The sequence below is a fragment of the Aurantivibrio plasticivorans genome, assembly GCF_055392955.1.
Genome location: NZ_AP036020.1, coordinates 1,741,784 through 1,754,225 on the forward strand (window position 1 = coordinate 1,741,784; position 12,442 = coordinate 1,754,225).

A 12,442-nucleotide genomic window follows, 5' to 3' on the forward strand; every position below is an offset into this window, starting at 1 on the left:
TTAACTTTGTCGCCACCACTGAATCGAAAGATTTGTTTTCGCTCTTCGTATTGAAAGTAGTCCACCGATTATCCAGCCTACACATATAGGTCCTGCTAAAAAACCAAGTGCCATCGACAACAGCATCCATCCGGACTCGAAATAGAGGGTCACGGCTAAAAATATTATAAAAAATGCCCCTCCTATTAGCCCCATTTTAACTTTAGTTTTACCGAGATCATAGACTTGTTGTCTGGTCTTTCCCGTTGAACTACCCCAGCGCGCGCCGCAGGCAGCACAAACAACGGCATCGAGAGGCACCTCGGTTTTGCAGTGGTCACATTGGCCTTGGTGTTTATCTTCAGGTAATTTCAAAGGTCTACTCCTATCTTTTTGAAACAATTAGGTTGAGCTGTTGAGAATCGTGGGTTGAATTATTTGCTGCTTGAAGCGTCCGAAAAAGTCGATCGTCATATTGTATGTGTCGGATAAACTTGGGTAGATTCCATTGGTTATATCCGGTGATGATGTATTCTCATTAAGAGGTGACCCGTCCAAATCGAATGGAACGTGTAAAAGCACTTCATCGATAGGTGGATAGTTAATCCCTAGTTCGTCGTTAGGTTCGTTACTGGTGCATTCGGTGAAGGATGTTTGCTCTTCCATTACGTCAATGGATACGGTGTGTTCCTCGGGAACGTCTTCCGCTACGCGTTGTGCAAATGCAATTAGGTTGGGCTCTGCTGGCATAAATAGGTATCCGGGAGAGTCATGCTTTCCTGAAGAGCGGAGAACCCTTCCAAGCACTTGACGGAAGGCGAGTTCAGTTTTTATTCTGCTTAAATGGCAGCAGACACGAAGTCGAGGAATATCTGTACCCTCGCTGATCATGCCAACGGAAATAATCCATTTTTGAGTGGAAGATCGGAATTGTTGAATAATATCTTGAGCGTCGTCGTGTAAGTGAGTTACGACAGCACTTTCATCACCTGTAACCTCTTTGAGGGTTTTAGAAATTTTTAACGCGTGGTTAATACTGGCTGCAACGATTAGAGCACCTGCGTCACGGTTTTGCTTGCGTAAAGAAGATAGCTGGGCCGATGCCTTTTTGATGACTTGGCGAATGAGGCCGGGATTGTCGAGTATTTGCTGGTAGCTGCAAGTCGACTCGCTAAGTAGTGATTCAAACGAGTTATAATAGGACTCCCTACCATTTTCTCGTAACGATATCTTCTCGTTGTCGATGGCTATAATTTTAGGGGCTCTACAAACATAATCTTTAATGGCTTTATTTAAACCGTAGCTATAGTCGCAGTTGACTTTTCCTTGCTCACAATAGTTAGAGAGTGCAATGGGTATGTTATCTGAACGCCAAGGTGTGCCGGTCAACGACAGCGTATAGGTTGCTCTACCTTGTATGGAGTTAACTATTGTTTGCCCCCAGCTATTGCCGTTGCCAAACGCGTCGCCGGCACAGTGGTGTATTTCATCAAAAATGGCCAAAACACGGTATTGAGAAAGAATTTCCCAATAGCTTTGATCAAGGCTTAGCATTGATTGATAGGTCATTACATGACCCTTGGCACCTAGCCGTCCGTTAATGTGATGTCCAATATGTTTTTCGAGAGAGTGCTGTAAGGCAGTAGCGATATTAATCGACGGTGAAAAACAAATGACCAAGTCAATCTTGTTGGATTGAAATAACTGTTTCGCCAAAATTGATGCCATGAGCGTTTTGCCCGCACCGGGGGTCGCAAGACAGAGAAAGTGTGATTGTCCTTGCGCATACTTTCGCCGAATTGCAGAAATCGCCTCTGCTTGCCACTTACGAAGCTTTAGCACTGCTCAGGCGCTTTGATAGAGATAAGTGTTTCGAGAGCCTTGATCTTGCCAAGGAGGATGGCACTGCGCTCCCTCGCTCGGTTGTAGAGCTCTTGAGTCTGTATTTTTAGCCCTGGATGAGCAGTGCACAGGGCGTGATATTCTTCGGCTTCCCCAACGGCACAAAGCATGTCCGATCTATGCTGGCTTAACCTTTCTGATAACTCTCTTATGGCTGTAGTAACGCTAGGCTTTTCTGGATCATCTTGTTTCCTGTGTTGGCGTTGCTTATTGGTGCTCACTTTAGGGGAGACTTTTTTATTGTCGGCGCTCTCGCTAAAACGCTTAGTGAGCACATAGGTTGGCCAACCACCTTTCTTGATTTCGCGACTCATTAATTCAGCTTTCATCATTCGAACCATATTTCTATAGACGAATTGGCGTGCTGATTTTTTGTTCGAATGTTTGCATGCCTTACTTTCTAGGTAGGCTGTTGTCAGTTGGTCTACCGTAAATTGCTGTTGGGTAAAGGATCTGAGGACAGCAAGTAGCTCAGGCTTGATTTCTATGGTCTTCATCTACTTCTTAGTGTCTATGTCTTTTGGTGTCTCGAATTTCGCGACATTCTATATTGTCTCTATCATCGAGACAATGAAAACATCTCCTTATTCACCTCACTACGATAGATTGCGCGCTTGGATGAAGCAGAAGCGTGAAGACAGTGGTCTATCTCTTCGAGCTGCATCTATTAAGATGGGGAGACATCATTCTGTGTTGGGGAAGATGGAACAGGATAGACGTAAAATAGAGATATTAGAGTTTATCCAATACTGCCATGTCATTGGTGCTGACCCACAAGAAGGGTTGGAAGTGATGATTCAGTCTATGTCGAGTGAAAGCCGAAACGTAGATGCTTAGATTTATATAGTTGTCAAAATCGACAACAACGGATTTTTGAGCGTATTAGTCGCCGAGCCCCTGAGTAGATAACTTCTCGAAAGATTTAAGCTTGCTAATCCACTTCTTCGGCAAAGGTTCTTCTTGGAGTTGTTTAAGAATCCTTGCCATTTCTATACTGGTAATAGACAACCGGTTAAACGCAGTTTGTAGATCCTTCATCTCAATCGCATCTGCGTTTGTTACGTAGATCGCTCGCAGCAATACACCTAGAGCTTGGCCAGAAAACTTAAGCTTTTTACTAGAAACTCGGCGAATAAATAACGTAGCGTTCCCGAATGTAAATTCCTTTGTAGGCCCATCACTCCAATAAACAGTTCTGACCGGTGCTTGCGTTTGAAAGCCAATTTTATAGGCTGCTTCGACCCCTTGGCTGACTAGGCGATACCGACGTTTCTTTGCCCAAAGCTTGGCGATTTCATCTGGGTTGGTTGTGATGACAATGCTTGGGACGCTCGGAAGTGGTTTTGGTGCTGCATACATCCCCTTGTTAACGCGAACGACTTTGCCGGCTCGGACAAGCTTACCTATCGCTTTTTGAACAGAGCCCTTGGGCGCGAGCTCGTAGAGTTCGTTTATGTAGAATGGGGTGCCACGTTCGAGGTTATCAATGTAGTGAAGGACAATATCTTGTGTGGTCATGTTTGCCAAAAGTTCTATGTACCGAGTTCGTGTTGACGGTGCAGTATAAGACATGCATTGAATAGCAGGGTGTTGAGCCTCAGAAAATGGTTTGCTTGAAGCGGTAGGGTAGGTACAAGAAATACCTACCCTACCGCTGAGAGGACGTAATTTTATCTAATTTGTCGAGTCGTGCCCGAGTTTGAAAGTGACAATCAGTGAGTGGATTGACGTAGACCGGTTACGTGATATGTAACATGACTTAAGTCAATCTATACCTCTTGCTCGCTGGGCAAATTCGATACGAAATGCTATTGTTAACGTTGTAATCTAAGTTAAAGATGAATATGAATTCGTTCCGAACCAACAAAAACACCCGCAAATGGGTGCTTTTCGCACTATTGACCTTCTTGGGTCAGGTAGTGTTGGCGGACGTGCAATCGAATATGATGTTTAGTAATACAGTCGCTGACATTGCTCTTCAGCCTGCCGTAAGCTCGACATGTCATGGTGACGCAGTTCACCATCCTGAGGCCGCAACTCACACCTCTGAAACGGTCACTAGTGCTGATGACGAGTGTTGCGATGACGGATGCCCGATGACAGCATGCCACTCTGTCAGCGCGATTCTAACTTCCGTTCGACTTGAGACTCTCGGGTTTCGTAATCAATCTTCTTTCTTTTTAAGTCAGGCAGGAGTCATTAAGCCTACTAGCTCTCTCTACCGTCCTCCCATTCTCGGCTAATCACACCCTAATTGCGTCTGAAATAAGACGTTTTTAAAGCCGAGGATCCCTTTGATCCTCATATTTAATCATTTCCGCAAGCGCTGTTGCTCGTGGATCTTAGAGGATTAAACAATGAAAGCTGTAACGCTCAGTATCCTTTCAATCATATTTATGGCCCTGGTGGCCTGTTCCGAATCGTCAGCACCTGAATCGTCAAAGGCGACACAAGGCATCGCAATAGAAGTATTTAAGAGCCCAAGCTGCGGGTGTTGTGGCAAATGGGTTTCCCATATCGAAGAAAATGGTTTTGACCCCACCATCCGCAATCGTAACTCCCTCGATGGCATCAAAAAGAACCTCAATATTCCTGCCAATATGCAGTCTTGCCATACCGGCGTGACCTCTGATGGGTATTTCTTTGAAGGCCATATTCCCGCCAAGCATATCACTGCATTTATAGCCAATCCGCCGGAAGGTGCGATTGGTCTGGCGGTGCCGGGCATGCCCGCCGGTAGTCCAGGTATGGAAATGGGGGACCGTTTCACACCCTATGAAGTGTTATTGGTAAAAGCTGACGGCAGCACGGAACCCTTCGCCACGGTGTCCAGCCTAGAGGAGCAATATTAATGCACTTTGACTACAAAATTTGGAGGCCCATAGTATGCGCCTCGCTGGTTGCCTTGTCGGCAAACTTAGCACAAGCCGATTCATACTCGCTTGAAAATGCAGTGACAACAGCCCAACGACAAGACCCTTGGGTACAGGGAAGTTTGAAGCGTCAAGAAAGCCTTGATGCGCTGAGTGTTGAAGCGGGCTCGCTCCCGGACCCCTCAGTCAGCTTGGGCGTGGCAAACCTTCCGATAGATACCTTTGATTTTTCTCAGGAGGGCATGACGCAATTTAAAGTGGGTGTGAGCCAAATGTTCCCGCGCGGTAAAACGCTCGCTCTCAAGCGTGAAAAGCTACAAAAGTTGAGTGAGATGCAACCCCATGCGAGAGCGGATCGAAACGCGCAAGTTGCCGTAACGGTTGCTCAGCTGTGGCTGGATACTTACAGAAGTGAACAGACAATCCATCTGATAGAGCAGGACCGGGGGCTTTTTGAGCATCTGGTCGACGTGGCTCAATCTAGCTACACCACAGCTTCCGGGAGAACGCGTCAACAGGATCTTGTCAGGGCACAGCTCGAACTGACTCGGCTTGACGACCGCCTCACTCGTTTATATCAGCAGCGGGATATGTCGCTCGCTAAGTTGGGTGAATGGTTGGGCGACCCGGTCATCAATATTTCCGAAAACGAGAACTCAGAAAGCCTCATTGAACTGAAGGCGCCTGGTTTGTTAAAAGAACGTGATCGCTCGACGAAGCTTCGTCAATTGTCAGACGTCTTGAGTCGCCATCCCAAGATAAAACGCATTGACCAAAAAATTAATGCGTTTGATTCCAGTGTGAAATTAGCGAAGCAAAGCTACAAGCCGCAATGGGGCGTTAACGCGAGTTATGGTTATCGGGATCAAACACCCATGGGCGATGATCGCTCAGACTTTTTTTCTGTTGGTGTGAGCTTCGATGTGCCGTTGTTTACGGGTAAGCGACAAGACAAAAAGGTGCAATCGGCTAATGCTGAATTAGAAGCCGTGAAAACCGAGCGAGCGCTAGTACTGCGACAATTGAAAGCTAGCTATGACTCGGCAGAAGCCATGTACCTCAGGTTAGTCGAGCGCAAGTTTTTATTTGATTCCCGTTTGCTAAAAGAAATGGCCGAGCAAGCAGAAGCGTCTCTTTCCGCTTATACAAATGACGACGGTGATTTTGCTGAAGTCGTGCGTGCGCGTATTGCCGAACTTAATGCACGGATAGAAGCATTACATGTGGATATCGACATGCAAAAAAACATTGCCCAGCTTAATTATTTTCAGGCGGGCACCCCATCTACAAAAGAATCTAGCCACGCTGCGTTTGAGTGAAGCGCAACGATAGGAGAAAAACATGAATACATCAGACATATTTAAGCCCGCAACGCTTGTTGCTGCAATCTCGGGCATCCTTGTAGGCGGCCTACTGACTGTCTCTCTTGGTGGTGGAAACAGCGGTTCCGAGACGTCTCCGGGGGCTAAACAAGAACCCTTGTATTGGGTGGCGCCGATGGACCCGAATTATCGACGCGATAAACCGGGTAAGTCGCCCATGGGCATGGATCTTATTCCAGTCTACGACGAAGGTGCAAAAGCCAATGACGAAGGCCCCGGAACAATCAGCATATCACCCGACGTGATTAATAATTTGGGGGTTCGTACCGGCTTGGTTGAGCGCCAGCCACTTCATACGGAAATTGTCACTGTCGGGTATGTTAAATACGATGAAGACAAGTTGATCCACATTCATCCTCGAATTTCTGGTTGGGTGGAGAAATTATACGTGAAGGCAGCGGGCGATCCGGTACAACAGGGCGAGCCTTTGTATTCACTTTATTCACCAGAATTAGTCAATGCACAAGAGGAGTTGGTGCTCGCACTTAATCGAAAAAACACACGCTTAATTGAAGCTTCGGAAGACAGGCTTAAGGCCTTACAAATCCCAGATGAGTCAATTAAAGCGCTAAAGCGCACCTTAAAAGTTCAGCAAACAGTGACGTTCTACGCACCGCAAACTGGCGTCGTAGATAATCTGAATATTCGGGAAGGTTTTTACGTTAAACCTGGCACGACGATGCTCAGTATTGGCGCATTGGATCAAGTATGGGTAGAGGCAGAAATCTTTGAACGCCAAGCGGCCCTCGTTAAAGCCGGGGATCCTGTCACCATGACCTTGGACTACCTACCGGGTAAAACCTGGTCTGGTCAGATTGATTATATCTATCCAACTCTGGACAGTAAGACACGCACTGTTCGTCTTCGTTTACGTTTTGAAAACCCAAATTTTGCTCTCAAGCCTAATATGTTTGCGCAAGTCGCTGTGCACTCCGACAGTACTGAGCAATTACTTGTTATCCCTAGGGAGGCACTGATTCGTACCGGTAGTCAAGATCGAGTGGTGTTGGCCTTGGGTGAGGGTAGCTACAAATCGATTGCCGTCAAAGTAGGCCGTCAAGACCAAACGATTGCCGAAATCATCGATGGCCTGAGCGAAGGAGATAGGGTAGTGACATCAGCCCAGTTCCTACTCGACTCTGAATCCAGTAAAACTTCTGATTTTAAGCGGATGCATCACGGCGACGGTCAGCCAAGTTCAGTCTGGGTAGCCGCAACAATCGATAGCGTAATGTCGAGCCACCGCATGGTGACCGTCAAGCATGATGCGATTGACGCTTGGGAGTGGCCAGCAATGAGCATGGATTTTCAGGTTAACCCAAAAGTAAATTTTGAGGTTTTAACACCTGGCACTCAGCTACATATGGAAATTACCAAGCTCGATAGTGGGCAGTATGAAATGACTGGCACGCATATTATGAATGGCGAAAGTGATGAAAGCATATCTCCGGTAGTTGAAGAAAATGTGGACCACAGCCTAATGAATCACGGTGAGATGAATCACGATGAGATGAATCACGGTGAGATGAATCATGGTGAGATGAATCATGGTGGTATGAAAACTACGGTTGATCACTCAAAGATGGACCACTCCAATCACCAACAGCATTCAGGCGAAAAGGAGTAAAGCATGATTGAATCCATTATTCGATGGTCCGTTGTCAATCGTTTTTTTGTGCTACTAGCGACAGCTATACTGGTTGGCATCGGGTTGTTTTCACTAAAACGTACACCTGTGGATGCGATTCCCGATCTCAGTGACGTACAGGTCATTATCAAAACGTCTTACCCGGGGCAGGCGCCTCAGGTTGTTGAAGATCAAGTGACCTATCCACTTACCACCGCGATGCTGTCAGTGCCTGGTGCAGTCACCGTACGCGGCTACTCATTTTTTGGTGATTCGTACGTGTACATCATTTTTGATGAGCAAACGGATCTCTACTGGGCGAGAAGCCGCGTCTTGGAGTATCTGAGTCAGGTGGCGCCTTCGTTACCCTCAGCGGCGAAACCTCAATTAGGCCCCGATGCTACCGGCGTGGGTTGGGTCTACATCTACTCGCTCATTGATCGAACGGGAAAACACGACCTAAGCCAGCTCCGAAGTTTGCAGGATTGGTTCTTGAAATACGAACTTCAGACGGTTCCAGGTGTTTCTGAAGTCGCAGCAGTTGGAGGCATGGTCAAGCAATACCAAGTGACTGTAAACCCTGAAAAATTGCGGGCTTTTGATATTCCCTTGTCCCATATCCAGATGGCTATTAAGCGAGCAAATCAAGAGGTCGGTGCATCAGTCGTTGAAATGGCTGAAGCTGAGTACATGGTACGAGCCTCAGGTTATTTACAAAGTGAAGATGATTTGGCCAATATCCCCTTGGGCGTGAACGAAAATGGGACGCCATTGCTTCTGAAGGACGTTGCGGATATTGGTCTCGGACCGCAAATGCGCAGAGGGATTGCCGAGCTCAATGGCGAAGGTGAAACGGTGGGTGGTGTTGTGGTTATGCGCTTTGGTGAAAACGCCCAAACCACCATCGATGGTGTCAAAGCTAAGCTTGAGCAATTGAAACAGGGCTTACCTGAAGGCGTGGAGGTTGTCACTGTTTACGATCGATCTGGCCTGATTGAGCGCGCGGTTGAAAATCTGTGGCACAAACTGCTTGAAGAGTTTGTAGTTGTTGCGCTCGTGTGTATGGCCTTCCTTTTTCATATTCGCTCATCCCTAGTGGCAATATTCAGTTTGCCGGTGGGTATTCTGACGGCGTTTATCATCATGCATGCTCAAGGTATTAACGCCAATATCATGTCTCTCGGAGGGATCGCGATTGCCATTGGCGCCATGATTGATGGAGCAATTGTCATGATTGAAAACATGCATAAACACATGGAAAAGACGCCATTGACCAAAGAGAATCGTTGGCAGGTTGTCGCGGAGTCGGCCTCTGAGGTTGGGCCAGCGCTGTTTTTTAGTTTGCTGATTATTACAGTGAGTTTCGTTCCTGTATTTACTTTAGAGGCTCAAGAGGGACGGATGTTTAGCCCACTTGCCTATACCAAGACCTATGCAATGGCCGCGTCCGCGGCACTGGCAATCACCTTGGTGCCGATACTAATGGGGTATTTTATTCGCGGTCGTGTTCTGCCGGAACACAAAAATCCCATCAATCGTTTTTTAACGGCGACGTACATGCCCGTGCTGAAAAAAGTGCTGGCGTTTCCAAAAATGACGCTGGTGATCGCACTGTTGCTACTATCGACTGTCATGTGGCCCTTAGGGAAAATCGGCAGTGAGTTTATTCCGCCATTGGATGAAGGTGACTTGATGTATATGCCAACCACGTATCCAGGGATATCAATCGGTAAAGCTCGAGAGTTACTGCAGCAAACCGATAAGCTGATTGCCAGTGTGCCCGAAGTAAAAACAGTGTTCGGCAAGATCGGGCGAGCGGATTCTGCGACCGACCCCGCACCGCTCACCATGATAGAAACCTTCATTCAATTAAAACCACAAAGCGAGTGGCGAGAAGGTGTCACCACGGAAACGCTAAAAAAAGAATTTGATGCCTTGGTTAAACTTCCAGGTGTCACAAATGCTTGGGTGATGCCCATTAAAACGCGCATCGATATGTTAGCCACGGGCATTAAAACGCCGGTGGGCATAAAAATCGCGGGACCGGATTTAACTGTGATACAGGACATCGGAAAGCAGTTGGAGGTAATTTTGAAAGATGTGCCCGGTACGGCATCGGTTTACTCAGAGCGCGTAGCGGGCGGGCGCTATCTCAACGTAGATATTAACCGGGCTAAAGCTGCGCGCTTTGGGTTGAATATTGCGGATGTTCAACAGGTCATTGCGTCGGCGATTGGTGGCATGAACGTCACGCAAACCGTGGAAGGACTTGAACGTTACCCTGTTAATATTCGGTATCCTCAGTCGTATCGAGATTCGCCCCAACAACTTGCGTTACTGCCGATTGTTACGCCCAGAGGTGAGCGGATAGCCCTTGGTGATGTCGCGGATGTAAGGATAGAAGATGGACCTCCAGGTATAAAAAGTGAGAACGCCCGCATAAATGGTTGGACCTTTGTGGATATCGATGGCATTGACGTCGGCACTTATGTTGTGAACGCTCAGCAGGTAGTTGCGGAGCAGCTCGAATTACCCGCAGGCTATTCGGTGGGATGGTCAGGACAGTATGAATACATGGAGCGTGCCAAAGCAAAACTGACTTACGTCATTCCGTTAACGTTGGCCATTATCGCCATATTGCTGTTTTTGAACTTCCGAAGCTTTATTGAAGTGGCTATTTTGATGGGGACATTGCCATTCGCCCTGATTGGCAGTATTTGGCTGATGTATTTTGAAAGCTTTAATTTCTCTATCGCCGTTGGCGTGGGGTTTATTGCCCTCGCCGGTGTCGCCGTCGAAATAAGCGTGATCATGTTGGTGTACCTGAATCAAGCATGGAACCGAGCAAAGGCCGATGCTGAGGGAGACGTTTTGTCACCTGAAGCACTTCGACAAGCGGTTATCGATGGGGCGGGTCTTCGTGTTCGGCCAGTCATGATGACGGCCGCGGCTGTGACCGTCGGTCTGCTTCCGATTTTATACGGTTCAGGCACAGGTTCCGAAGTGATGAGCCGGATTGCCGCGCCGATGGTTGGCGGAATGATCAGTGCGGTGTTTTTAACACTGTTGGTATTGCCAGCCGTATATTTCTTATGGAAGAAGCGTGTTTCCTAATCTCGCATGCCGGCACCTGATTGGCTATGTCGGCATTTTTTAAACGTTAAAAAGGTAAAGCTACTATGAAAACTCAAATTATTAAGATCGGTGTCTTGTTGGCCTTTGTTTTAATTCTTGGCGCTTGCTCTTCCTCCGCCTATCACAAAGTGTTAATGAAGGGGAAGGTTGTTAAGGTGAATGACGGTGAAGTTACGCTATGTATTGGCAGTCGTGAAGGGGCTAAAGTGAACGATGAATTCCGTGTTGTACGCTCTACTTTCCGTACAGCTGTTGTTGAAGAGGGAGAGTCTGACTACGAACTTATTGATGTTGGTCATGTTGAAATCGTAAGCATCGTTGATGAACACTATGCGATCGCTAAAGTGATCAAAGGAGATATCAAAGTTCACGATATTGCTGAGCGAGCTAAATAACACGAAACTTAAGCAATGGGTGCCTCATACTGGGCGCCCATTGTTTTCATTTAGTTGAGTGGCTTACATAATTGTAATGAGGGTGTCATGTTTGTGTTGGTTGCCGCTATCTACTGTTGATTTACAGTGCTCTTCTAAACTCACTCGAGACGATGAGGGGCGACAGTAAACAATACAAGGGTAAGGGCGGACTAGTGAAAATAGCATATTTTGGGGATGACTTTTTTATTAATTGCTTTTATATGCTGCGAAAATTCGGACATGAAATAGCGTATGTATTCGTTTGCGCAGAAGAAGGGTATGGAGACAAGTTACTTGCACTGGCGAATGCTGAAAACATTCCCATAAGATTCGATAAGGTAGAGGCTGGGTTTGTAGATAAAATCATTTGTGAAGAGAAAATTGATTGTGTATTTTCTGCTGGTTACGGATGGAAAATCCAATTTGATTATGATGCTGTCATGTCACTGAATATTCATCCAACGATGTTGCCATTAGGGAGAGGGCCAGATGCGGCTGCTTGGGTAACGCTCAAATACAGAGAGGGTGCAGGTGTTACTTTCCACAAGTTGAATGGTACCTTTGATGCGGGTGATATCTTATGCCAAAGGTCAATTCTGTTAGAAGAACAGGATGGTTGGGAATTGTACATGGCGAAGGTCCAGATTGAGGTGGCTTGGGCTCTTCCTGAGTTGCTAGAGAATTTTTCCGAACTTTATGAAAAAGCAATTAGTCAGGAGTTAGGCGTTAATTGGCCACCGGCTACAATAGCTGAGCGATTAATCGATTGGGATATGACTCAAGATAAAATCAGAACCATCACAAAAGCGTTTGGTCGATGGGGTGTGATTACAATGGTGGGCGATACGTATTTACTCATTAATGATCTTGAACTTAGCATTTTTTCTCATCGTTTCCCGGCGGGAAAACCATTAAGCGAAGACCGTTATGCTTTCACTATCGCGACTAAAGAGGGGCTCGCGTTTTTGGCTAAAAAGAATATTCTTCGGACGCTTGACGTTACTGAAGTGCGGAATCTTGGTTTATCAATTGGCCATTGATTATCTTAATGAGTATTGATCCATCGTTGGTTTACGTATAACGGCTTAATGGTTTAATGGTAGGAAACGATACCTATTGGTATCGGTT

Annotated in this window: 12 protein-coding genes; 8 read left to right on the top strand and 4 right to left on the bottom strand. The window is 46.6% G+C overall.

Annotated elements, in window-relative coordinates:
- From ACZ5NB_RS07710 to ACZ5NB_RS07720, 3 genes are read right to left on the bottom strand one after another with little or no spacing between them, the layout of a single operon-like run.
- On the bottom strand, positions 1–354 hold the full coding sequence (locus tag ACZ5NB_RS07710; protein ID WP_460232492.1) for a hypothetical protein: 354 nt from the start codon (positions 352–354) through the stop codon (positions 1–3).
- A gap of 27 nt (positions 355–381) precedes the next feature.
- Entirely contained in the window at positions 382–1,821 is a 1,440-nt protein-coding gene (locus ACZ5NB_RS07715) for a DEAD/DEAH box helicase (protein ID WP_460232493.1), read from the bottom strand.
- Positions 1,815–2,378 (bottom strand): hypothetical protein, encoded by a 564-nt coding sequence (locus tag ACZ5NB_RS07720; protein ID WP_460232494.1) that lies wholly within the window; start codon positions 2,376–2,378, stop codon positions 1,815–1,817. The genes ACZ5NB_RS07715 and ACZ5NB_RS07720 overlap by 7 nt, the downstream gene beginning before the upstream one ends.
- On the opposite strand from ACZ5NB_RS07720, the gene ACZ5NB_RS07725 reads away from it, so the two are divergent.
- The gene (locus ACZ5NB_RS07725) at positions 2,368–2,718 is read left to right on the top strand and encodes a helix-turn-helix domain-containing protein (protein WP_460232496.1); all 351 of its coding nucleotides are present in this window, start codon (positions 2,368–2,370) and stop codon (positions 2,716–2,718) included. The genes ACZ5NB_RS07720 and ACZ5NB_RS07725 overlap by 11 nt on opposite strands.
- A 45-nt stretch (positions 2,719–2,763) precedes the next feature.
- On the opposite strand, the gene ACZ5NB_RS07730 is transcribed toward ACZ5NB_RS07725, so the two are convergent.
- Positions 2,764–3,399, bottom strand: a complete 636-nt coding sequence (locus tag ACZ5NB_RS07730) for a DUF6088 family protein (RefSeq protein ID WP_460232497.1) — start codon at positions 3,397–3,399, stop codon at positions 2,764–2,766.
- A 326-nt stretch (positions 3,400–3,725) separates the two neighbouring features.
- Here ACZ5NB_RS07730 and ACZ5NB_RS07735 point away from each other — a divergent pair, with 326 nt between their 5' ends.
- The 7 genes from ACZ5NB_RS07735 to ACZ5NB_RS07765 all read left to right on the top strand — a co-directional run bounded on the left by ACZ5NB_RS07735 (position 3,726) and on the right by ACZ5NB_RS07765 (position 12,354).
- Positions 3,726–4,124: a hypothetical protein gene (locus ACZ5NB_RS07735; RefSeq protein WP_460232498.1), complete on the top strand. Its 399-nt coding sequence runs from the start codon at positions 3,726–3,728 to the stop codon at positions 4,122–4,124.
- A 114-nt stretch (positions 4,125–4,238) separates the two neighbouring features.
- Positions 4,239–4,733: a DUF411 domain-containing protein gene (locus ACZ5NB_RS07740; RefSeq protein WP_460232500.1), complete on the top strand. Its 495-nt coding sequence runs from the start codon at positions 4,239–4,241 to the stop codon at positions 4,731–4,733.
- Positions 4,733–6,073, top strand: a complete 1,341-nt coding sequence (locus tag ACZ5NB_RS07745; protein ID WP_460232501.1) for a TolC family protein — start codon at positions 4,733–4,735, stop codon at positions 6,071–6,073. Before ACZ5NB_RS07740 ends, ACZ5NB_RS07745 begins: the two co-directional genes overlap by 1 nt.
- A gap of 22 nt (positions 6,074–6,095) precedes the next feature.
- On the top strand, positions 6,096–7,763 hold the full coding sequence (locus tag ACZ5NB_RS07750; protein WP_460232502.1) for an efflux RND transporter periplasmic adaptor subunit: 1,668 nt from the start codon (positions 6,096–6,098) through the stop codon (positions 7,761–7,763).
- A 3-nt stretch (positions 7,764–7,766) separates the two neighbouring features.
- Entirely contained in the window at positions 7,767–10,877 is a 3,111-nt protein-coding gene (locus ACZ5NB_RS07755; protein WP_460232504.1) for an efflux RND transporter permease subunit, read from the top strand.
- Positions 10,878–10,942: 65 nt separating this feature from the next.
- Entirely contained in the window at positions 10,943–11,293 is a 351-nt protein-coding gene (locus tag ACZ5NB_RS07760; RefSeq protein ID WP_460232506.1) for a hypothetical protein, read from the top strand.
- A gap of 194 nt (positions 11,294–11,487) precedes the next feature.
- Complete coding sequence (locus ACZ5NB_RS07765; protein ID WP_460232508.1) at positions 11,488–12,354, top strand: formyltransferase family protein; 867 nt, start codon at positions 11,488–11,490, stop codon at positions 12,352–12,354.
- Positions 12,355–12,442 lie beyond the last annotated feature (88 nt).